Origin of the sequence: Herbaspirillum sp. GW103, from assembly GCF_000261365.1 — a bacterium.
Taxonomy (GTDB): Bacteria; Pseudomonadota; Gammaproteobacteria; order Burkholderiales; family Burkholderiaceae_D; genus Herbaspirillum.
Window position 1 is genome coordinate 356,131 of record NZ_AJVC01000002.1, and the last position, 22,903, is coordinate 379,033.

Consider the following 22,903-nt stretch of genomic DNA (forward strand, 5'->3'; position numbering starts at 1 on the left):
GTCAGTGCCCGCCGCCCTCATCGACCCGGTGCGCCGACACGCACAGCAAGACGCTCACGCTCACCAGCACCATGGCCGCGATCTCCAGCAGCGTCGGCCAGCGCTGTTCCCACAGGAAGCCGTAGAGCAGGGCGAACAAGGTCTCGAACAGGATCATCTGCCCGATCATGGTCAGCGGCAGCAGGCGGCTGGCCTTGTTCCAGCAGGCATTGCCGAAGAGCGAGGCGAAGATCGCCACCCCGGCCGAGACCGCCACGAAGTGCATCCACTGATCGCCCGGATGCGGCTGCAGCATCACGGTAAAGGCCGGTACGGCGATGAACAGCGACAGCAGCCCGGTGACCACGCCGATCAGCAGATTCCAATCGTGTGCAGAAACTTCATGCAGGCGTCCAAGCCAGCGGCTGTTACCCACCGCATAAGTGGTCCAGGAGGCCAATGCGGCCAGGGCGCAGAAGAAACCGATGACACTTTCCTTCATATCGCCCCCAGCCGCCCCGGCCAGCGACTGCCAGGCCACGCAGGCAATGCCTGCCAGGCCCAGGGCCAGTGAGGGGGCCAGCTTGCGCAGCGAGACGGCACCGTGACCACGGCTGCCGATGATGCTCACCGCCACCGGCAGGAAGCCGATCACCAGCGAGGTCATCGCCATGCCGCCCAGTTGCACGGCACTGGCCAGGAATACGTAATAGACCACATTGCCCAAGAGGCTCAGCCACACCAGCGCACGCCATTCGGCACGGCCCAGATGGGGCAGCAGTTTTCTGATGCGCGGGGCGATCAGCAGGGCGGCGAACAGGCCGTAGGCGAGATAACGCCCGGCGGTCAGTTGCCAGGGAGAGAAGGCGCGGGTCAGTTCAGGTGCCAGGAAGACCAGGCCCCAGGCGGCGCCGGCCAGCGCGCCATAGAAAATGCCTTGCAGAATCGGGTTGGAACGCATCGGGATCAACGCCTGCCATGTTGCAAAGGGAGGCAGTATGCCGCAGCCGCACGGCCAAGGATTGTTGCAGGCTACGGTTTTGTTGCGATCGGGTACGAAAGAAAAACGCCGACACGTGGCCGGCGTCTTTGCATGCAAACGGTCCAGCCGTTCAGACCACGGAGCCGAACAGTCCTGCACCGATAAAGGCCAGCGCCACCACGCCGATACCCATGGACAGATAGGCCAGTACCGCCACCCCCGTGATGATGGTGGCCGAGGCCAGCACGATGGCCACTTGCAGCATGCCGGCGGCCATTTCCATCTTCTCGTATTTCTCCATGTAGGCATGCGCCTCGTGTTCGGCTTCGCGCGCCTTGTGGGACAGCTCCTTCTTGCCTTCACCGCTCTTCTCGTCACTGTCGTAATGGGCGATGGCGTCGTCGAGCTTGGCTACGGCCGCATTGATGCGCTCATCCTTGGGATTGCCCAGCAGCGTGAGCTGCTGCCTGGCCAGTTGCGCCGCATTGCCACGGACCGACTTGGCCTGGAAGAAAGACCACAGGTTGGCCGCCTCCTGGTGTTTCAGGATGACCTCGGTCTGGTAAGACTTGGAGAGGGTTTCGGTAACGGCCAGCACCAACGCCAGGATGGCGATGAGCAGGGCCAGCTTCTTGTTGCCGGAGGCATGGGCGTGCTCGGCGTGTTCCAGGTTTTCGGTGGCTTCCGTCATGATGGTTCTTGTAATGTGGGAAAAATGAGGGCAGCCCGGTGCCAGGGCAGCGACTCAACAACGATTCATATTCGTATCGGTTGACCTGAATCGTCATGAAACTCGTATTTTCTCGTGGCGCGGCTGCGTCTGCTTGGCTTGAGAGGATTGCACTCAGGGGCAATGTTCATCGCGAACATTCGCATTTCCTCGCGAGGCATCCTGTTCCGAGTGCAAGCCTCAGGCTGGGCGGTTGGGTGCACGTGCAAATGGCGTGCCCTGCAGAAGGGTTTGCCTTTGGCTACACTGTTGAGTCACAAATTCTGAAGGATTGGGATTGGATTTATTGACCGGCGTTATACAAAAAGACAATCACCTGATTGTTTTTGATGAATTACATTAATGGTTCTTCGCAAGCATGACCGGGACAAGGCGAAGCTGGCCCCGCAGTACGGCGTCATGGTGCCGTAGCAGAACGCAGCCAGTCTATTGCCGAATCATCAAGCCGCCATTTGCCAGTCAGTCTGGTAGTGGCCACAGGATGCCCGTCCCCCGGTCCGGGCGTCATGACCATCGGGTCGATCAACAGGAGAGAACGCAATGTCCAATGAAGCCAAATGCCCCTTCAACCACACCGCCGGCGGCGGCACCAGCAACCGTGACTGGTGGCCCAAGCAGTTGCGCGTGGATCTGCTGGCCCAGCATTCTTCCAAGTCCGACCCCATGGGTGAGGATTTCAATTACGCCGAGGCTTTCAAGAGCCTGGACCTGGCGGCGCTCAAGGCTGACCTGGCCAAGGTGATGACTGATTCGCAGGACTGGTGGCCGGCTGACTTCGGTCACTATGGTCCGCTGTTCATCCGCATGGCCTGGCACAGTGCCGGCACCTATCGCATCGGCGATGGTCGTGGCGGTGCCGGCCGTGGCCAGCAGCGTTTTGCGCCGCTCAACAGCTGGCCTGACAACGTCAACCTGGACAAGGCGCGCCGCCTGCTGTGGCCGGTCAAGCAGAAATACGGCAACAAGATTTCCTGGGCCGACCTGCTGATTTTGACCGGCAACGTGGCGCTGGAAACCATGGGTTTCAAGACCTTCGGTTTCGCCGGTGGTCGCAAGGATGTGTGGGAACCGGATCTGGACGTCTACTGGGGAACCGAATCGACCTGGCTGGGTGGCGATGACCGCTACGGCCGTGGCAAGGCCGGCGCTGCCCACGGCGAAATCACCGCCGACGCCGACCGTCACGGCAATGAGCAGAGCCGCACCGCCCCCACCGGGCGCAACCTGGAGAACCCGCTGGCAGCTGTGCAGATGGGCCTGATCTACGTGAACCCGGAAGGCCCGGAAGGCAACCCCGACCCGGTGGCCGCCGCCCATGACATCCGCGAAACCTTCGCCCGCATGGCGATGAACGATGAAGAAACCGTGGCCCTGATCGCCGGTGGCCACACCTTCGGCAAGACCCACGGTGCAGGCGATGCCAAGCACGTGGGTCGTGAGCCGGAAGGCGAGGAGATGGAAAGCCAGGGCCTGGGCTGGAAGAGCAGCTTCGGCAGCGGCGTGGGTGGCGACACCATCAGCTCCGGCCTGGAAGTGACCTGGACCCAGACCCCGGCCCAGTGGAGCAATTACTTCTTCGAGAACCTGTTCAACTATGAGTGGGAGCTGACCAAGAGCCCGGCCGGCGCGCACCAGTGGGTGGCCAAGGGCGCCGATGCGGTGATCCCGCATGCCCATGGCGGTGCGCCGGTACGTCCGACCATGCTGACGACGGACTTGTCGCTGCGCTTCGATCCGGCCTATGAAAAGATCTCGCGCCGCTTCCTGAAAAACCCCGACCAGTTCGCCGATGCCTTCGCCCGCGCCTGGTTCAAGCTGACCCACCGCGATCTGGGCCCGCGTTCGCGCTACCTCGGTCCGGAAGTGCCGGCCGAAGAACTGATCTGGCAAGATCCGCTGCCCAAGGCGGAGGCCGCACCCATCGACGCGGCGGATGTTGCGGCATTGAAGGGCAAGGTTCTGGCGTCGGGCTTGTCGGTGAGCGAACTGGTCTCGACCGCCTGGGCCTCGGCCTCCACCTTCCGTGGCGGTGACATGCGTGGCGGTGCCAACGGTGCCCGCATTCGCCTGGCCCCGCAAAAGGATTGGGCCGCCAACCAGCCGGCCCAGCTGGCCAAGGTCTTGAAGGTGCTGGAAGGCATTCAGGCCGGGTTCAACCAGGGTGCCAAGAAGGTCTCGCTGGCTGACCTGATCGTGCTGGCCGGTAGTGCTGCCATCGAAAAGGCGGCCAAGGATGCTGGTGTGGCCGTATCCGTTCCCTTCAGCGCCGGCCGCGTGGATGCTTCGCAGGAACAGACCGACGTGGCCTCCTTCGAGCCGCTGGAACCTGTCATCGATGGCTTCCGCAACTACCAGAAGCAGCGCTATGCCGTGCGTGCCGAAGACATGCTGATCGACAAGGCACAGCAACTGACCCTGACCGCGCCGGAAATGACGGTTCTCGTAGGTGGCCTGCGCGTGCTGGGCAACAACGTCGGTGGCAGCACCAAGGGCGTGTTCACGTCCAGGGTTGGTGTGCTGTCCAATGACTTCTTCGTCAATCTGCTGGACATGGGGACCGAGTGGAAATCCACTTCGCCCGCCCAGGAAGAGTTCGAAGGCCGCGACCGCAAGAGCGGCGCCGTCAAGTGGACCGGTACCCGCGTCGACCTGGTGTTCGGTTCCAATGCCGTGCTGCGCGCCCTGGCCGAGGTCTATGCCAGCGCCGACGCCAAGGAAAAGTTCGTCAGGGACTTCGTGGCGGCCTGGGTCAAGGTGATGGATCTGGATCGCTATGATCTGAAGAAGTAAGCAATCAAGCAATCAAGCAATCAAGCAGTGAAGCGATGAGGGACGGCGGGCCGCAAGGCTCGCCGTTTTTCTTTGCGTATTCGCATGTCATGGAGATGTCATGGAGTGCGCCGTTGCAGCGTCTATAGTGGCGTTCGGACTTTTCTTCACCTGCGAGGCGCATGATGGCTCTGAGCCTGGACGACATCGCCGTGCTGTTCACGCGGCACGGTCACACCCAATACACCGGCGAGCCGGTCACGCAACTGGAGCATGCGTTGCAATCAGCGTGGCTGGCAGAGCAGGAGGGCGCGGCCCCCAGCCTGATCGTGGCAAGTCTCCTGCACGATCTCGGCCATCTGCTGGAAGACCTGGGCCAGACGCCTACCCTGGCCGGTATCGATGACCTGCACCAGTACCGCGTGCTGCCCTTCCTGCGCGGCCTGTTCGATGACGCCGTGCTGGTCCCCATCGCGCTGCATGTGGATGCCAAGCGCTACCTGTGCGCCACCGATCCGGATTACTTCGCGCAGCTCTCCGCCGATTCGGTGCGCAGCCTGCAATTGCAGGGCGGGATCTTCGATGTGGAACAGGCTGCGGCGTTCATTGACCGGCCCTATGCAGAGGAGGCGGTCAGGTTGCGGCGCTGGGATGATCGCGCCAAGACGGCAGGGTTGACTACGCCCGATTACGCCCACTTTGCCGGCTACTTCAGCCAGTGCCTGCGGGCCTCGGCCAAGAGCGGCCGCCCTCAGGACAGGCAAGCCTTCCGATAGGCCGACGGGGTGGTGCCGCGCAGCTTGCGCAGCGCATGGGTCATGGCGCTCTGATCGCCATAGCCGCAGCGCTGGGCAATCAGGGCCAGCGGCAGGCTGCTCGTGCGCAGCAGCTGGCAAGCCCGGGCTACCCGCACTTCGGCCAGCCAGGCGCGCGGCGAGGTGTGCAGTTGAGCACGAAACCATTCATGCAGGCGGCTCGGCGAGATCGCCGCCAGCTCGGCCATCTGTGCCACCGTCCACGGATGTTCTGCCCGCGCCTCCACGCGCGCCAGCATCAGGTGCAGCCGCGAGAGCGTGCGGGGTGGCTGCTGCGTGAGCGTATCCAGCAGCAAAGGCACCCAATGCTGCAGCACCGTGTCGGCCGGGCGCGTATGTGCCAGCGTGACGGCCATGAATTCCACCAGCCTTCCCGCTGCCGCCGACAAGGGCAGGAAAGGGCGTTGCGCCAGCACCTCCAGTTGCAGGCTGCTGACCGTGGCCGGGGCCAGGTCCAGCACCAGCGAACGATTCTCACCGCCCGCACGGGTGGCATGGCGGGCTCCGGGCTCGACGAAGGCGGCCGTGGCGGTATCGGCCAGACCTTCGCGGCCGGCGATGTCCATCGCCAGGCGGCCCGCCAGCGGGAGCACCAGTTGTGCAAAATCATGCCGGTGCGCCAGCGATTCGTCGCGATAGCTGCGCAGATGCAGCTGCGCCAGGGAGGCGGCAGTGTCAGCAGGCGGCAGAGAGGGCTGGGTCATGGTGCGGACGAGGACGGGCAATGCTCGCATGATAGCGGACTTCGATAGCCGGATTTACGCTATTGCTTTCATATGGCATCGGTGTGAGCTGAATAGATTTGCCTGACATCCGTGTTTGCGGGCAGCAAGAAAAAGCCGCCGGGCAGGTGCGACGGCGGCTTCGAGAGGGGCGTCAGGGCAGGTGAACTTTACTGCATATGCCAGCCATGACTGACCACCACGGACTGGCCGGTCAGGGCATTGGTCGGGAAGGCCGCCAGGAACACGGCGGTCTGGGCCACGTCCTGGGTGGTGGTGAATTCGCCGTCCACGGTGTCTTTCAGCATGATCTTCTTGATGACTTCCTCTTCGCTGATGCCGAATTCCTTGGCCTGCTCGGGGATCTGCTTTTCCACCAGCGGGGTACGTACGAAGCCGGGGCAGATCACGTTGCTGCGGATCTTGTCCTTGGCGCCTTCCTTGGCCACCGTCTTGGCCAGGCCCAGCAGGCCGTGCTTGGCGGTGACGTAGGGTGCTTTCAGCGGCGAGGCCAGGTGCGAGTGCACCGAGCCCATGTAGATGATGGAGCCGCCACGGCCCTGCTTGATCATGGCCTTCATGGCCGCGCGCGTGGTCAGGAAGGCGCCATCGAGGTGGATCGCCAGCATCTTGCGCCAGTTCTCCAGCGACAGTTCGGTCACCGGGCTGATGATCTGGATGCCGGCATTGCTGATCATGATGTCCAGTCCGCCATAGGTGTTCACGGCATCGGCCACGCCCTTGTCGACCTGGGTTTCATCGGTCACGTTCATGGCCACGGCCATGGCGGTGCCGCCATTCTTGACGATCTCTTCAGCCGTGGCCTTGGCCGCTTCCAGGGCCAGGTCGGCGATGACCACCTTGGCGCCCTGCTTGGCGTATTCGAGCGCGATTTCCTTGCCGATGCCGCTGGCCGAACCGGTAATGAGAGCGACTTTATCCTTGAGTAGCATGATCTTCCTTTATGTTTCGAGTTGACGGACATTGCAAAGCTCGGCCGCCACGACTGCCCGCGCTGCTGCGCTCGACACTGCATGGCGGCCATCAATCCCTGGTTTCGATGAACTGCGCATCGAAAGATTCCACGGGTGCCGAATCGTCCTTGCACCCGTTTTCCTTGCCCTCGCGCGTACGCCTGCTCCCGACAGGGAGGTCTCCCGGCGCCGCTTTGTCATGCCATTGTAACGCCGGGCAGCTTCTTGTTGCTGCACCGCCAAAAGAGCCGCAAAGGTCATGTGCGTGAAACATTCGCTGGTTAGTCTGTGCAGCGTTATCCCGGGGACATCGGCTGTTTCTCGAAAATTATCAATCAATTCTTCGTCTTCATTCGAGACAGCCGCAATTCTGAGGGGGATACCGGAAGCAGGTCGGTCGAGCTCGCTTATGTTGTTTGGCTGACCTGGCTGAAGTCTTCCAAGGTCTCCTTCAAACATCACCACAAAGGACAATGCATGAGACTGCTTACCATTCCTGCCGATGCCAATCCGAGTTTTGCCAAGCTCAATCTGAGCCTGGCGAGCACCCCGGAAGAAGTGCGCGAAGTACAGCGCCTGCGCTACAAGGTCTTCATCGAAGCGATGAACCTGTCGGCCCTGGCCAACCCGGAAGGCCTGGACAAGGATGAGTTCGACGACTACTGCGATCACCTGATCGTGCGCGACAGCAAGACCCTTTCGGTGGTCGGCACCTATCGCGTGTTGAGCCCGCACGGTGCGCGCCGCATGGGCAAGTTCTACTCGGAACAGGAATTCGATCTCTCGCGCCTGGACAACATCCGCGGCGTCATCGCCGAAGCCGGCCGTGCCTGCATCCACCCGGACTACCGCAGCGGCGGCGTCATCATGATGCTGTGGGCGGGTCTTGCTGCCTACATGCGCAAGGAACGCTGCGAATACCTGATGGGTTGCGCCAGCGTGAGCCTGGCCGATGGTGGCCACAATGCTGCTGCGCTCTACCACGCTTTCCGCGAGAAGAACCTGGCCCCGCCGGACTATCGCGTCACGCCGCTGTTGCCCTTCCCGCTGGAAGACCGCCAGGCCGGCGTCGAACCGCAGATCCCGCCGCTGCTGCGCGGCTACCTGCGCAGCGGTGCCTGGGTGTGCGGCGAACCGGCCTGGGATCCTGATTTCCACTCGGCCGATTTCTTCCTGCTGCTGCCGCTCTCCAAGCTCGACAGCCGCTATGCCCGCCACTACCTCAAGGATTCGAGGACCGCATGAAGCCACGCGAACAGTTCATGGAAAAAGCCCAGGGGCTGTTCGCCGACCTGGGTCCCGACCAAGACGCCGGTGATGACGAAGCCAAGCGCGATCCGCTGCGCTTTCGCACCATCTGGATTTCCGACATCCACCTGGGCACCACCGGCTGCCAGGCCGAGCGCCTGCTGGAATTCCTGCGTGCCACCGAGTCCGAGACGCTCTATCTGGTGGGTGACATCATCGACGGCTGGCAGTTGAAGCGTCGCTGGTACTGGGACCAGTCCCACAACAACGTGGTGCAGACCGTGTTGAAGAAAGCCAAGAAGGGCACCAATGTCATCTTCGTGCCCGGCAACCACGACGAAGTGATCCGTCAGTTCATCGACCTCGATTTCGGCGGCATCAAGATCCGCGACGAACTGGTGCACGTGACCGCCGAAGGCAAGCGCATGCTGGTGCTGCACGGCGACCGCTTCGATGGCGTGATCGCCTGCGCCAAGTGGCTGGCCTATGTGGGCGACAGCCTCTACACCATGATCCTCAAGTTCAACCAGTGGTTCAACAGCTGGCGTGCCCGTGCCGGGCTGCCGTACTGGTCGCTCTCGCAGTACCTCAAATCCAAGGTCAAGAATGCGGTGAACTACATCACCTCCTTCGAAGATGCACTGGCCGACGAGGCCAAGAAGAAGGGACTGGATGGCGTCATCTGCGGCCACATCCACAAGCCCGAGATCCGCGACATCGGCGGTGTGGTCTACTGCAACGATGGTGACTGGGTGGAGAGCCTGTCGGCCCTGGTGGAAGAGCCGAACGGCGAACTGCGTCTGGTGACCTGGCAGGAAATCATGCAGAAGAAACGCGCCGGCAAGGAAGCGCGCCAGGCCGCACGCGAACTGGCCACCGCCTGAGGTTGGTCGGTTCATCGCGAATCATATCGTTTATATTGTTTATATAGTTTATGCGCATTGCCATCATCAGCGACGCCGGAGAGCCGCAAGTCAACGGCGTCGTCAACACCTTGCGCTCCACCGTGCGCTGCCTGCGCGGTTTCGGCCATGAAGTGCTGCTGCTCTCGCCGCGCGACTTCCGCACCTTCGCCTGCCCGACCTATCCGGAAATCCGCCTGGCCTACAAGCCCTATGCCCGCATCGCGGCGGCGCTCGAATCCTTCCAGCCGGACTGCATCCACATTGCCACCGAAGGGCCGATGGGACTGGCGGCGCGGCGCTACTGCGTGCGCCACAAGCTCAGTTTCACCACCGCCTATCACACCCGTTTCCCGGAATACCTGGCCGCGCGCAAGCTGCTGCCCAAGGCCATCACCTATGGCCTGCTGCGCTGGTTCCATGGGCGTTCCGAAGCCATCATGGTGCCGACACCGGCCATGAAGACGGCGCTGGAAGAAGAGGGTTTCCGCAACGTTGTCCTGTGGGGGAGGGGTGTGGATACCAGCCACTTCCGTCCGGCCTCGGAAGACCATGCCTGCATCAAACGCCCGCTGTTTCTGTACGTCGGCCGGGTAGCGGTGGAAAAGAACATCGAAGCCTTCCTCAAGCTGGACCTGCCCGGCACCAAGTGGGTGGTCGGCGACGGCCCGCAACTGGAAGACCTGACGGCACGCTATCCGGAAGTGCGCTTCCTGGGCGCCAAGGGGCATGATGAATTGCCGGCCTATTACAACTGCGCCGACGTCTTCGTCTTCCCCAGCAAGACCGATACCTTCGGCCTGGTGCTGCTGGAAGCCATGGCCTGTGGCATCCCGGTGGCGGCCTATCCTGTCGAAGGGCCCATCGATGTGGTCGACAACGGTGTCTCCGGTGTGCTGCGCCACGATCTCCATCAAGCCTGCCTGCAAGCCCTGAAGCTGGACCATGAAGCCGTGCGCGCCCATGCGGCGACGCGCTCCTGGGAGTCCGCGACCCAACAGTTCCTGCAGCATCTGCACCTGGCGCACCGCAGTGCGCCGGACCAGGCCGCCACCATCAAGCCGCTGCGCGAGAGCCGCTGATCCCTGGCGCAGACGCGGCCGCCCCAGGGCGGTTGCGTGTGCTGTCGACTCCTGATCTTCTCCTTTTTGTCCTGCGTTTTCCTGCCGTCCGGCGTCGTCGCTGGCCAGCTGGCAGCGCATGGTTCGCATCGTTGGAACGGTTTTTGCTCGACCTAAAAAGTCACGTGTACAGGTGGATTTACAGTGACGACGCCGAGGCATCGAGCAGACGAAAACAAACGAACAGGAGGGGGATATGAGGACATTGCTTGCCAATCTGAAACTGTGGCAGAAGTTTGCCTTGCTGGGCGGTCTGGGCATGTTGCTCTTTGGCGTGCCCACCGCTTTGTATCTACAGAGCAGCGAACGGGTGATCCGCTTCAAGCAGGAAGAGATCGCGGGTGTGCAGCCCATCCAGCGCCTGTTGCGCAGCCTGCAACTGCTGCAGCAGCATCGCGGCATGTCCGCCGTAGTGCTCAACGGTGCGCAGCAGACCGAAGCGGCGCGCCAGGCCAAGGCAGGGGAAGTCGACCAGGCCCTGCAGGCGCTGTTGCCGGACCTGCAGGGCTTGCAGCAGTCCGATCCGGCAGCCGTGACGCTGTTCATGGCGCAGCGCGATGCCTGGGTCAAGGTGCGCGATGCGGTGGCCGCCCGGCAACTGACGGCGCCCCGCAGTTTTGCCGCCCATAGTGCAGTGATCATGGCCTTGTTCGATCTCAACGATCGCATGCTCGATCATTATCGCTACACCGTCGATCCTGATTTCGACAGTACCCAGCTCATCAATGCGGCCTTCATCGCCATGCCGGGCGTGACCGAGGATCTGGGCCGCGCCCGTGCGCGCGGCGCCACCCTGTTGCTGAAGAAGGAAGTCCGTCGCGAGGACCGTCTGGAACTGGTGGCCCTGCTGGAGCGCGCCCAGGATCGCCTGGACATGGCCCGCAAGGCCTTCGCCAAAGCCGTCATCGCCAGTCCGTCACTGGAGGCGCAACTGGGCAGCAGCATGGCCAGCGCCGGTCAGCTGGGTCAGGAGGTCATCAAGCTGGCGCGCGAGCAGGTACTGCTGCCGCAGGAGCCGGGCTATGACGCGCAGACGTATTTCCAGCGCTTTACCTAGGCCATCGACGTGCAATTCAAGACCATCGCGGAGGTCACGGCAGTACTGGCGACCCGGCTGGACCAACAGAACGCTGCCCTGCGCCGCGAGCAACTCACGGTGCTGGCCGCCATCCTCCTGCTGGCGTTGCTGGCGGCCTGGCTGGGCGTGCTGATCACACGCTCGGTCACCCGGCCGCTGCAAGCCTCGGTGGCGCTGGCCGGGCGGGTGGCCAGTTACGACCTGACCGCTCGCAGCCCGGTGCAGGGCCGCGACGAATCGGCGCAATTGCTGGGCTCGCTCAATGCCATGACCCGCAGTCTGGGCGGCATCGTCATGCAGGTGCGCAGCAGTGTTGAGCTGATGCAGCATGCCAGCGGCGAGATCGCCCTGGGCAATGCCGATCTCTCGCGCCGGACCGAAGCCCAGGCCTCCAACCTGGAGGAAACCGCCAGCGCCATGGAGCAGCTCACCTCGACAGTCCAGAACAATGCCGAGAACGCCCGCCAGGCCGACCAGCTGGCCGGTTCCGCCGCACGACTGGCCGAGCAGGGCGGTATCGTGGTCGATGGTGTGGTCACCACCATGACGCAGATCCGGGAGAGTTCGCGGCGCATCGTCGAGATCATCGGCGTGATCGACGGCATTGCCTTCCAGACCAATATCCTCGCGCTCAACGCCGCAGTGGAAGCGGCCCGCGCCGGTGAGCAGGGCCGCGGTTTTGCGGTGGTGGCCTCCGAAGTCCGCTCGCTGGCGCAACGCAGTGCGGCCGCCGCCAAGGAAATCAAGGAACTCATCGGTGATTCGGTCCAGAAGGTCGATGCCGGTGGCCGACTGGTCGACCAGGCCGGTGCCACCATGGGCGATATCGTCGGATCGGTGCGGCAGGTGGCAGGCATCATGAGCGAGATCACCCAGGCCAGCCAGGAGCAGAGCAACGGGATCACCCAGATCTCGGATGCCATCGCCCAGATGGAAGCCATTACCCAGCAGAATGCCGCCCTGGTGGAGCAGGCTGCGGCCGCTTCGGAAAGCCTGCAGCAACAGGCCGGGGTGCTGCGCGAGGCGATGGCGGTGTTCCGCACCGAAGGGGCATGACCGGCTGAAGACAAGGGTTCTCTGGTATTTTCTTTAACTATGCAAAACAAACATGCCGACATGCTCACAAAGCATTGGCATGCCGACCAGCGCCTCTTCTAAGATGCGCCACGCTCGCGTGCGCCTGTTGCCGCGTCCATGACAAAAAGACCATGAGGGACCATGCCTGCTCCGCCGTATGCGGCAGGGCAGGCATGAATCATGCTCCTGCGTGAGCGCAAGAACACGCAATTAAAAAGAGCAACGTGCGCGGTGCCTCTGTGCCCGTGCCGACATCTGCAGCATTGTCGACGTTTGCGTTACCAGGAAGAGAGCATCCATGATCCAACATCTCAAGATCGGCAGTCGCCTGGCCTTCGGCTTCTGCCTCATCCTGCTGCTGGCCACCGCCATCCTGCTGATCGGTCTGTGGCGCATGGCCGAGCTGGAAAACAGCAGCGAATACGTGATTGACCAGAAGGTCAGCGCCATGACCGCCGCCATGAACATGCGCGAGGCCGGCAGCCAGCTGGCCCTGGCTCTGCGCAAGGTGGTCACGCCCACCGACGCCGCCGAGGGCAAGGCCGAGGATGCCCACCTGGGGCAGATTCTGAAGGCCTATGCCGGTTATGAACAGCAGATCACCGCGCTCTCTACCGAGGGGCAGGGCAAGTCATTGCTGGCGGCCACCAATGACCAGAGCAAGAAGCTGTTCCCGCTGGTCGAGCAGATCCGCCAGCAGGTGGCCAGCAACAATTACTTCGATGCCGCCCAGCAGTTGAAGAGTGATTTCCTGCCTGCCCACGACAAGTGGATGGCCAGCGTGGCCGCGCTGGCCGCGTTCCAGCAGGAGGACATGAAGCAGGCCCACGCCGAGGCCAAGGACAGCTATCGCAAGGCCCAGATCGGCATGCTGGCCATGGGAGGGCTGACGCTGGCGCTGGGTTTCTTCCTCACCTTCGTCATCACGCGCTCCATCGTCAATCCGCTCAAGCGTGCCGGACAGATTGCGGAAACGATTTCCCGTGGCGACCTGAGTCACGACTTCCACGACCGGGGCCGCGATGAAGCCGCGCAACTGGTCAATGCCCTGGATGCCATGCAGGGCAATCTGGCCAGCACGCTCAACGAGGTCAAGGAAAGCGCAGCCGTCATCGCCGTGGCTTCGCATGAAATCGCGCGCGGCAACGTCGATCTTTCCAACCGCACCGAGTCGCAGGCCTCCAGCCTGGAAGAAACCGCCAGCTCGATGGAGCAGCTCACCTCCACCGTGCAGCAGAACGCCGCCAACGCGCAGCAGGCCAACCAGCTGGTGCTGTCGGCCTCGGACTACGCTACCAAGGGCGGCCGCGTGGTGGGCGATGTGGTGGCCACCATGGGATCGATCAAGGAAAGCTCGGGCAAGATCGTCGACATCATCGGTGTCATCGATGGCATCGCCTTCCAGACCAACATCCTGGCCTTGAATGCCGCCGTCGAAGCCGCGCGGGCGGGCGAGCAGGGCCGCGGTTTTGCGGTGGTGGCCTCCGAAGTGCGCGGGCTGGCCCAGCGCAGTGCCGCCGCCGCCAAGGAAATCAAACAACTCATCAGTGACTCGGTGGACAAGGTCGATGCCGGCGGCAAGCTGGTCGACGAAGCCGGCGCCACCATGAGCGAGATCGTGGCCTCGGTCAAGCACGTGGCCGACATCATGGGCGAGATCACGGCCGCCAGCCAGGAGCAGAGTGCCGGCATCGCCGAGGTCAACAACGCCATCGCCCAGATCGACGAGATCACCCAGCAGAATGCCGCCCTGGTCGAGCAGGCCGCCGCCGCCGCCGAAAGTCTGCAGGAGCAATCCGATGTGCTGGCCCGTGCGGTGGGCGTGTTCAGGCTGAAGACGGCGCAGCAGGTGCCACCGCAGAAGTCGGCGTTCGTACCGACCATGAGCAGTCCGCCAACGACACGCACCGTCAACCCGGCACCGGCGGTGAGCGCGGCGAAGAGTCCGCCGGTGGCTGCTCTGCCGGCTGCGGCGAGCTCGGCCAAACGCAAGCCTGCCGCCGTGACGCGGGATGATGATTTCGAGGAATTCTGATCGGCTGTGCGGTGGTCCGACTGTATTGGTCGGTGAATTCATGATGTAACTTCAGTGAACCGTCAATCAACAAAAAATCAACAGAAATGCAGCTCAACGTGCAAGCGCCGCTACCCGTGAAGGTGGCGGCGCTTTTTTATTTTCAGCGGGTGGCAAGCACGTTTCGTGAGAATTCAAGATAATTGCGAAGTTGCCGTAAAGCTATATCAAACGTTGCAGACGGATCGTTCCGGCAAGGGGCGGGCGGTCAACTGCAGCACCGGGGGGAAAGAGCGCGACGTCGCGCAAGGGGCCACACAGGCCCTGCGACGATCACGCCAGTTGCGCGCAGCCCGCTGCCCCCGGGGATCCGCAGAACGGCATCTTTCCCTTCATCCACCGGAACCAGTCCATGTCCCTCAAGAACCTCTCGATCAAGGCGCAGCTTGCCATTGCCGTCCTTGTGCTTTCCCTCCTGCTGCTGGCGCTGGGCCTGTCGGGCCAGCTGGGCATGTCTGCGGCCGTGAGCATCAACCGCCAGCTTTCCGAAGAACGCATTCCCAAGACCGTTGCCGCCGACAATACCCTGATCTGGATCGGCCGCCAGCGTACCTCGCTGGACCAGGCCGCCATGACCAATGACCCCGCCTGGGCCGAGCGCATGATGGGCATGGATGCCAATGCGCGCAAGGAAGCCCTGCAGTGGTGGGGCAAGTACACCGCGCTGCCCCAGACCGAAGACGGCAAGGTGCTGGTCAAGAAGGTCTCCGACGGCATCGAGAAGACCGAACAGGAACTGGTTCGCTTCGCCGAGGTAATCAAGGGCGGTGACCGCCAGGCTATCGCCGACCAGGCGCGCAAGGTCGGCACCATTTATACCGTCATGCAGCTCGACGGCCAGGCCCTGAGCAAGTATGAGACCGAGCAGGCGGCCCAGAGCGTGGAATCGACCATGGCGCGCTTCGAAGCCTCGCGCCTGTTCTCCATCGTGGCCATCGTCGCCGGTCTGCTGCTGGCTTTCTTCAGCTGGTGGTCGCTGCGTCGTGCCATCGGCGAGCCGATGCAGCGCGCATTGCACCACTTCGATGCCATTGCCGGCGGCGACCTGACCCAGCCGGTGCATGTGCATTCGAAGAATGAAATGGGCCAGTTGCTGCAAGGCCTCTCACGCATGCAGGAGAGCCTCACGCGTACCGTGCGCGCCGTGCGCGGCGGCAGCGATGCGATTGCCACGGCCACCCGCGAGATCGCCTCGGGCAACCTGGACCTGTCCGCGCGTACCGAGCAGCAGGCCGCCGCGCTGGAGGAAACCGCTTCCAGCATGGAAGAGCTGACCAGTACCGTGAAGCACAACGCCGACAATGCCCGCCAGGCCACCACACTGGCGGTCAATGCTTCCACCATCGCCGCCGACGGCAATACCGTGGTGGGCCGCGTGGTGCAGACCATGGAAGAGATCCGCGAGAGTTCGGCACGCATCACCGACATCGTCAGCATCATCGACGGCATCGCCTTCCAGACCAATATCCTGGCCCTCAATGCGGCGGTGGAAGCCGCGCGCGCCGGTGAGCAGGGGCGCGGTTTTGCCGTGGTGGCCACCGAGGTGCGCGCGCTGGCGCAGCGCTCCTCCAGTGCCGCCAAGGAAATCAAGGAACTGATCATGCACTCGGTGGAGCGCGTACAGGCGGGCTCCGAGCTGGTCGGCCAGGCCGGCGACACCATGAATGACGTGATCCAGGCGGTGCAGCGCGTGACCGACATCATGAGCGAGATCTCGGCAGCCTCCAACGAGCAGAGCGCCGGTATCGATCAGGTCTCGCGGGCGGTCACGCAGATGGATGAAGCGACCCAGCAGAATGCTGCCCTGGTGGAACAGGCCAGTGCCGCCGCCAAGTCGCTGGAACAACAGGCCCAGGCGCTGATGCAGGAAGTGGCGATCTTCCGTGTGGGGCAGGGCGAGACGGCGACTGTGCGGCCCCCGGTCCAGGCACAGCGCCCGGCGCCCAAGCCGGCTGCCACGCCAGTCAAGCCTGCGGCACCGGCGTCGTCGGCGGCGCCCAAGGTCGCCCCGGTGCTCAAGCGGGCGGCCTTGCCGCCGGTTGCGGACAACAAGGCCAAGCCAGCCTCACGCGTCCCGAGCGGGGGCGATGACGGCGACTGGGAAACCTTCTGAGGCCGTCCGTTTTTTTGCAATTCACTTCACCTCTCTGCATGAAGCATCGCCGCAGCCCGCCTGGACGGGGTGCGGCGATTTTTTTGTTCACTTTGGGGCTATGGCGGCTTGATCCAGCCATCCGGTGCGGCTTTCAACGGGGAGGATGCTTGCCGGGACTGTTCAGCAATTCGGGTGCGACCACGGCCTTGAGATAGTTGGTGGTGATATCTCCACGCTCGCGCTGGGCGATCCACCATACATTGCCCTTGCGCAGGGACCACTCCTGTGGCTGGCCCGAGATCAGGCGCGCGGCCACCTGTCCCAGCGTCGGCTGGTGGCCCACGATGAGCACCGGTTCGCGGCTGTCGGGCCAGTTGGCCGCGCGCAGCAGGTCGTCGGCGCTCATGTTGGGGGCCAGGTCGGCCACCACCTTGTACTTGCGTTTCAAGGCTTCCACCGTCTGCAGGGTACGCGTGGCCGGACTGACCAGGATGCGGCAGCTTTCGGGCAGGTTGCGGTCCAGCCATTCGGCCATCTTGGCGGCCTGCTTGTGACCCTTGGGGGTCAGGGCGCGGCCCTCGTCGGGCTCACCCAGCTCGGCCTCGGCATGACGCCACAGAATCAGGTCCATCTCAGCTCCTTGAGGAAATCAGCAGGCGGCCACCGGCAGCATCACACAGGTTCTTCCGGTGGTGTCGCCGGAATGCCCAGCGTGGTCATCAGGTGCTGCTGGGCGTTGAAACACTGCTGCTTGTTGCGCGCTTTCTTGAGGGTGTAGACACCGTTGACGTCAAGGTGCCAGGCGTGGGTGTTGTCCTTCAGGTAGGGATTGAGTCCTTCGTTGATCACGCGCTTCTTGAGGACCTTGTCCAGCACCGGGAAGGCGACTTCGATGCGGCGGAACAGATTGCGGTTCATCCAGTCCGCGCTGGCCAGGTAGACATCGTGCTTGAGGTCGTTGCGGAAGTAATAGATACGCGAGTGTTCCAGATAGCGCCCGATGATGGAACGCACCTTGATGTTTTCCGACAGCCCCGGCACGCCCGGACGCAGCGCGCAGGCACCACGCACGATCAGGTCGATCTTGACGCCGTCGGCCGAGGCCGCATAGAGCGCGCGGATCACGGATTCATCCAGCAGCGCATTCATCTTGGCAATGATGCGGGCAGGTCGTCCCTCGCGGGCGATCTGGCTCTCGTTGCGGATGGCACGGATGATTTCCTTCTGCAGCGAGAACGGCGCCAGCCACAGGTGCACGAGATTGCGCGGCTTGGTCAGGCTGGTGAGATGGATGAAGACTTCGTTGACCTCGGCCGTGAGTTCCTGGTTGGAGGTCAAGAGGCCAAAGTCGGTGTAGAACTTGGTGGTGTTGGGGTGATAGTTGCCCGTGCCCAGGTGCGCATAGAAACGCAGGTTCTGGTCCTCGCCACGGCGGATCACCAGCGCCAGTTTGGCGTGGGTCTTCAGACCGACCACGCCGTAGACGACCTGGGCGCCGGCCTGCTCCAGCTTCACCGCCCAGTTGATGTTGGCTTCCTCGTCGAAGCGCGCCATCAGCTCCACGATCACCGTCACTTCCTTGCCGTGTTGGGCGGCGTAGATCAGGGCTTCCATCAGGTCCGAGTTCATGCCGGTGCGGTAGATGGTCTGCTTGATGGCCAGCACCCTCGGATCATGCGCAGCCGTGCGGATGAAGTCCACCACCGGCTGGAAGGACTGGAAGGGGTGGTGCAGCAGCACGTCCTTCTTGTCCAGCGCGGCGAAGATGTTTTCATTGGCCAGCTGCGGCGGCAGGGTGGGGGAGAAGGGCGGGAAGCGCAGCTCCGGCTGGTTTACCAGGTTGGCGATCTCACCCAGGCGCACCATGTTCACCGGACCCTGCACCGCATAGAGACGGTTGCGCTCGATGTTGAACTGGTTCAGCAGGAACTGCGCCAGGTGTTCCGGGCAATTGGCCGCCACTTCCAGGCGTACCGCCACGCCGAACTGGCGACTTTGCAATTCGGTCTCCAGCGCCTGGCGCAGGTTCTTGACCTCTTCTTCATCAACCCACAGGTCGCTGTTGCGGGTGACGCGGAATTGCGAATAGGCGGTGATGTCGCGGCCCGGGAAGAGGTCCGCAATATGCGCATGGATCACCGAGGACAGCAGGCAGAACGACGACTGCCCCTTGGCCGACAGATGGTCCGGCAGCTTGATCACGCGCGGCAGCACACGCGGTGCCTTGACGATGACCACCGCCGTGCCGCGTCCGAAGGCATCCTTGCCGGAGAGCTCGATGATGAAATTGAGGCTCTTGTTGTGCACCTGCGGGAAGGGGTGCGCCGGATCGAGCCCGATGGGCGTCAACAGCGGGCGCACGTGCTGTTCGAAATAGTGCTTCACCCAGGCGCGCTGGGCATCATTGCGGTCGTCATGGCGCAGCAGGTGGATGCCATTGGCGGCCAGCTGCGGCAGGATCTCATCGTTCAAGAGTTCATATTGGCGCGTGACGATGCGGTGGCATTCTGCGCTGGTACGTTCCAGTGCGGCGCGCAGTTCGGGCGGATCGATGTTTTCGCCCTCGATGCGATTGGCCAGCAGGCTGGCGATGCGCACTTCAAAGAATTCATCGAGATTGCTGCTGCAAATGCACAGATAGCGCAGGCGCTCCAGCAGCGGCACGCTGTCGTCTTCGGCCTGGGCCAATACGCGGCGGTTGAAGGCCAGCTGCGACAGTTCACGGTTGAGGTAAATCGTATTGGCAGGAAGTTCAGGTTGGGTACTGCTTTCCGGCTTTGCTTTTCTGGTCATCAATGGTCCCTGTCCATCCACTTTGAGCGGGCAGTGTATTTAGGAGGTATGACGAGTTTATGACAACACCTGTGAGGCATTGTTACACTTTCCCAGTATAAATCCATCTCAATATGATGACAAAATCATATTTGTCAGATGGCAACCCTGCCTGCTGCCCGCCCTGGGGCAGGACATCAAACTGTCAGGAAAGCCGCATGGCGCCTGGCAAACTGGTTTTTCGGGCGCTTGCCAGAGTTCGCCTGAAGTGATCTTTCTGATAGTTATCGACCTGCTGCGATCTGATCTGGATGACAAGTTCGGGTCATAAACTCGTCACAATAGCTGGTTAAAGTTCGCCCTGTCTCGAAAGTCATCCCTCTCGATGTGATGTTTCTCGGTGACTATCCTCTCTTCAAAATCATAGGAGTAGCAGAAATGGGGTTTAACCATCTGATCAAGTCTGTTGCAATCGCAGTAGCTGGCGCGTTCGCCTTCAGCGGTGCAGTGCATGCAGCAGAAATCACTGGCGCTGGCGCCTCCTTCCCGTACCCGGTCTACGCCAAGTGGGCCGAGCAGTACAAGGCCGCCACCGGCAACAGCCTGAACTACCAGTCCATCGGCTCTGGCGGCGGTATCAAGCAGATCAAGGCCAAGACCGTCGATTTCGGCGCCTCCGATGCCCCGCTGCCGCAAACTGAACTGGCTCAAGCCGGCCTGACCCAGTTCCCCGCCGTGGTGGGTGGCGTGGTCCCCGTGGTCAACCTGGACGGCGTGACTCCCGGCCAGATCAAGCTGTCGGGCCAAGTGCTGGGCGATATCTACGCCGGCAAGATCACCAAGTGGAATGCACCGGAAATCACCGCCCTGAACCCGGGCGTGAAGCTGCCGGCTGAAGACATCACCGTCGTCTACCGTTCGGACGCTTCGGGCACTTCCTACGTGTTCACCTCCTATCTGTCCAAGGCCAACGCCGACTTCAAGAGCAAGATCGGTGCCGGTACTGCCGTGAAGTGGCCCACCGGCGTGGGTGGCAAGGGTAACGAAGGCGTTGCCGCCAACGTGCAGAAGGTCAAGGGCGCGATCGGCTACGTCGAGTACGCCTACGTCAAGAAGAACAAGCTGAACTACACCCAGCTCAAGAACAAGGATGGTCACTTCGTCTCCCCGGACGACACCTCCTTCAAGGCTGCTACCGCCCACGGTGACTGGGCCAAGACCCCTGGCTTCGCCGTTGATTTCACCGACGCTGCCGGCAAGGATTCCTGGCCGATCTCCAGCGCCACCTTCATCCTGCTGCACAAGCAACAGGATGGCGATGGCGCCAAGGGCCGCGAAGTCCTGAAGTTCTTCGACTGGGCCTACAAGAACGGTGGCAAGACTGCTTCCGAACTGGACTACGTGCCCCTGCCGGAATCGGTCACCAAGCTGGTGGAAGAGTCCTGGAAGAGCAACTTGAAGGACAGCAGCGGCAAGGCCATCTGGTAATTCCGGCCAAGCCGTGCCGGGCTTGAGGGCCCGGCCAATCAAGCCTCTCCCCACGGAGTATTCGGGTCATCGCAGCGAAAACGAGCAACTCTGGACAACAGAGCATTCGCGGCGATGGCCCGTTTTAATGGTGAATTCAAATGAGCGCTAATTATTCCACCACGGCAATGTCGAACACCGAAGTCAAAAAATCCCCGACAGAGACTGAAAGTGCGCAAGCCGCGCGCGAGAAGTTGATGGCCGTCATGCGCCGCCAGCGACTGCAGGACTTCCTTTTCCACAAGATCACTCTGATCTTCGCCCTGTCCGTGCTGCTGATGCTGGGCGGGATCATCGTTTCCCTCATCATCGGCGCCGCGCCTGCCTTCCAGGCATTCGGACCAGGCTTCATCACGCGTGTCGAATGGGATCCGACCAACAACGAATTCGGCGCCATGATCGCCATCGTCGGCACGCTGTCGACCTCGATCATCGCCCTGCTGATCGCCTTCCCGGTCAGCTTCGGTATCGCGCTCTTCCTGACCGAAATCTGCCCCGCCAGGCTGCGCCGCCCGCTGGGCACCTGCGTGGAACTGCTGGCCGGCGTGCCCTCCATCATCTACGGCATGTGGGGCCTGTTCGTGTTTGCGCCGCTCTTTGCCGAATACGGCCAGCCCTTCCTGAAGGCCACCCTGGGCCAGATCCCCGGCGTTGGTGTGCTGTTCTCGGGCCCCACCATGGGCATCGGCATCCTCACCGCCGGCCTGATCCTGTCGGTCATGATCATCCCCTTCATTTCGTCGGTGATGCGCGACGTCTTCGAAGTCGTGCCCGCCGTGCTGAAGGAATCGGCCTATGGCCTGGGCTGCACCCGCTGGGAAGTGGTGCGCAAGGTGGTGCTGCCCTACACCAAGACCGGCGTGGTCGGCGGCGTCATGCTGGGCCTGGGTCGTGCGCTGGGCGAGACCATGGCGGTGACCTTCGTGATCGGTAACTCGCACCGCCTGTCCTGGTCGCTGTTCTCGGCCGGCAACTCGATCGCCTCGACCCTGGCCAATGAAATCGCCGAAGCCTCCAGCAAGCTGCACGTGTCCTCGCTGTTTGCGCTGGGCCTGATCCTGTTCGTCATCACCTTCATCGTTCTGTCCGCTGCCAAGATCATGCTCATGGGCATGACCCGCAAGGAAGGAGCCAAATAATGAGCCAGACCGCACAAGCCGGCATCAAGAGCGCCGATCAGGCGCAAGCCGTCAATCCCGTCTATCGTCGCCGCCTGCTGCAGCATCGCATGGGCATGCTGTTCTCCTTCCTGGCCATGGGCCTGGGCCTGTTCGTGCTGGCCTGGATCCTGCTGACCCTGGTCTTCAAGGGCGTGGCCGCCCTGAACCTGGGCCTGCTGACCGAAAACACGCCCGGTCCGGGCGACGCTGGCGGCGGCCTGTTGAACCCCATCGTCGGTTCGCTGATGATGGTCGGTATCAGTACCCTCATCAGCACCCCCATCGGTATCCTGGCCGGTGTCTACCTGGCCGAATACGGTGAGGAAAGCAAGCTGGCCCAGGTGACCCGCTTCGTCACCGACATCATGTTGTCGGCACCGTCGATCGTCATCGGTCTGTTCATCTACGCCATCTACGTGGCCAACGTGAACCACTTTTCGGGCTGGGCCGGTACCTTCGCCATCTCGCTGATTGCCATTCCGGTGGTGGTGCGCACCACCGACAACATGTTGAAGCTGGTCCCCAGCGGCCTGCGCGAAGCGGCTTTCGCCCTGGGCGCGCCGCGCTGGAAGGTGGCCATCATCGTGCGCCTGCGCGCCGTCAAGGCCGGTGTGGTGACCGGCGTGCTGCTGGCCGTGGCGCGTATCTCGGGCGAGACCGCTCCGCTGCTGTTCACCGCCCTGAACAACCAGTTCTTCAGCACCAACATGAACCGTCCGATCGCCAACCTGCCGGTGGTGATCAACCAGTTCGCCATGAGCCCGTATGACAACTGGGTCTCGCTGGCATGGGGCGGCGCCTTGCTGATCACCTTCAGCGTGCTGCTGCTTAACGTGCTCTCGCGTACCCTGTTCAAACAACAAATCCCCGGCTAATTC

Annotated in this window: 17 protein-coding genes and 1 pseudogene; 11 read left to right on the top strand and 7 right to left on the bottom strand. The window is 62.6% G+C overall.

Annotation, left to right across the window (positions count from 1 at the left end):
* Position 1: 1 nt before the first annotated feature.
* Together GWL_RS03150 and GWL_RS03155 are read right to left on the bottom strand one after the other, a co-directional pair.
* A complete protein-coding gene (locus tag GWL_RS03150) occupies positions 2-940 on the bottom strand; it encodes a DMT family transporter (protein WP_008326588.1) in 939 nt (312 codons plus the stop codon).
* A gap of 151 nt (positions 941-1,091) precedes the next feature.
* The gene (locus GWL_RS03155; RefSeq protein ID WP_008326590.1) at positions 1,092-1,652 is read right to left on the bottom strand and encodes a DUF4337 domain-containing protein; all 561 of its coding nucleotides are present in this window, start codon (positions 1,650-1,652) and stop codon (positions 1,092-1,094) included.
* Positions 1,653-2,231: 579 nt separating this feature from the next.
* On the opposite strand from GWL_RS03155, the gene katG reads away from it, so the two are divergent.
* Together katG and GWL_RS03165 are read left to right on the top strand one after the other, a co-directional pair.
* Complete coding sequence (gene katG / locus GWL_RS03160) at positions 2,232-4,481, top strand: catalase/peroxidase HPI (RefSeq protein ID WP_008326591.1); 2,250 nt, start codon at positions 2,232-2,234, stop codon at positions 4,479-4,481.
* 164 nt (positions 4,482-4,645) lie between these two features.
* Positions 4,646-5,236, top strand: a complete 591-nt coding sequence (locus GWL_RS03165) for a phosphonate degradation HD-domain oxygenase (protein ID WP_008326592.1) — start codon at positions 4,646-4,648, stop codon at positions 5,234-5,236.
* Here GWL_RS03165 and GWL_RS03170 read toward each other — a convergent pair.
* The 3 genes from GWL_RS03170 to GWL_RS23240 all read right to left on the bottom strand — a co-directional run bounded on the left by GWL_RS03170 (position 5,212) and on the right by GWL_RS23240 (position 7,445).
* Positions 5,212-5,979 (bottom strand): AraC family transcriptional regulator, encoded by a 768-nt coding sequence (locus GWL_RS03170; RefSeq protein ID WP_008326593.1) that lies wholly within the window; start codon positions 5,977-5,979, stop codon positions 5,212-5,214. The two genes, GWL_RS03165 and GWL_RS03170, sit on opposite strands and share 25 nt — an antisense overlap.
* A 188-nt stretch (positions 5,980-6,167) precedes the next feature.
* Positions 6,168-6,950 (bottom strand): 3-hydroxybutyrate dehydrogenase, encoded by a 783-nt coding sequence (locus tag GWL_RS03175; protein ID WP_008326594.1) that lies wholly within the window; start codon positions 6,948-6,950, stop codon positions 6,168-6,170.
* A 9-nt stretch (positions 6,951-6,959) separates the two neighbouring features.
* Positions 6,960-7,445, bottom strand: a complete 486-nt coding sequence (locus tag GWL_RS23240; RefSeq protein WP_157174187.1) for a hypothetical protein — start codon at positions 7,443-7,445, stop codon at positions 6,960-6,962.
* Between the two features lie 3 nt (positions 7,446-7,448).
* On the opposite strand from GWL_RS23240, the gene GWL_RS03180 reads away from it, so the two are divergent.
* The 6 genes and pseudogenes from GWL_RS03180 to GWL_RS03205 all read left to right on the top strand — a co-directional run bounded on the left by GWL_RS03180 (position 7,449) and on the right by GWL_RS03205 (position 16,584).
* Positions 7,449-8,216: a GNAT family N-acetyltransferase gene (locus tag GWL_RS03180; protein ID WP_008326596.1), complete on the top strand. Its 768-nt coding sequence runs from the start codon at positions 7,449-7,451 to the stop codon at positions 8,214-8,216.
* Positions 8,213-9,103, top strand: coding sequence for a UDP-2,3-diacylglucosamine diphosphatase (locus GWL_RS03185; protein WP_008326597.1), 891 nt, complete (start codon positions 8,213-8,215; stop codon positions 9,101-9,103). The genes GWL_RS03180 and GWL_RS03185 overlap by 4 nt, the downstream gene beginning before the upstream one ends.
* Positions 9,104-9,153: 50 nt before the next feature.
* Positions 9,154-10,203, top strand: a complete 1,050-nt coding sequence (locus tag GWL_RS03190; protein ID WP_008326598.1) for a glycosyltransferase family 1 protein — start codon at positions 9,154-9,156, stop codon at positions 10,201-10,203.
* Between the two features lie 235 nt (positions 10,204-10,438).
* A pseudogene (locus GWL_RS23815) lies at positions 10,439-12,376 on the top strand (methyl-accepting chemotaxis protein).
* A gap of 319 nt (positions 12,377-12,695) precedes the next feature.
* On the top strand, positions 12,696-14,432 hold the full coding sequence (locus tag GWL_RS03200; RefSeq protein ID WP_008326601.1) for a methyl-accepting chemotaxis protein: 1,737 nt from the start codon (positions 12,696-12,698) through the stop codon (positions 14,430-14,432).
* A 391-nt stretch (positions 14,433-14,823) separates the two neighbouring features.
* Positions 14,824-16,584 (top strand): methyl-accepting chemotaxis protein, encoded by a 1,761-nt coding sequence (locus tag GWL_RS03205; protein WP_008326602.1) that lies wholly within the window; start codon positions 14,824-14,826, stop codon positions 16,582-16,584.
* Between the two features lie 133 nt (positions 16,585-16,717).
* Here GWL_RS03205 and sixA read toward each other — a convergent pair whose 3' ends face one another.
* Both sixA and ppk1 read right to left on the bottom strand, forming a co-directional pair.
* Positions 16,718-17,197, bottom strand: a complete 480-nt coding sequence (gene sixA, locus GWL_RS03210; protein ID WP_008326603.1) for a phosphohistidine phosphatase SixA — start codon at positions 17,195-17,197, stop codon at positions 16,718-16,720.
* A 41-nt stretch (positions 17,198-17,238) separates the two neighbouring features.
* A complete protein-coding gene (ppk1, locus tag GWL_RS03215; protein WP_008326604.1) occupies positions 17,239-19,359 on the bottom strand; it encodes a polyphosphate kinase 1 in 2,121 nt (706 codons plus the stop codon).
* A gap of 417 nt (positions 19,360-19,776) precedes the next feature.
* Between ppk1 and pstS the strand changes: the two genes are divergently transcribed.
* The 3 genes from pstS (at position 19,777) to pstA (ending at position 22,900) form a co-directional block, all read left to right on the top strand.
* Positions 19,777-20,826 carry a phosphate ABC transporter substrate-binding protein PstS gene (gene pstS, locus GWL_RS03220; protein ID WP_008326605.1) on the top strand — a complete coding sequence of 350 codons (1,050 nt, stop codon included), beginning with the start codon at positions 19,777-19,779 and terminating at the stop codon, positions 20,824-20,826.
* Between the two features lie 140 nt (positions 20,827-20,966).
* Positions 20,967-22,004, top strand: a complete 1,038-nt coding sequence (pstC, locus tag GWL_RS03225; protein WP_008326609.1) for a phosphate ABC transporter permease subunit PstC — start codon at positions 20,967-20,969, stop codon at positions 22,002-22,004.
* Positions 22,004-22,900 (top strand): phosphate ABC transporter permease PstA, encoded by an 897-nt coding sequence (gene pstA / locus GWL_RS03230; protein WP_008326611.1) that lies wholly within the window; start codon positions 22,004-22,006, stop codon positions 22,898-22,900. The genes pstC and pstA overlap by 1 nt, the downstream gene beginning before the upstream one ends.
* Positions 22,901-22,903 lie beyond the last annotated feature (3 nt).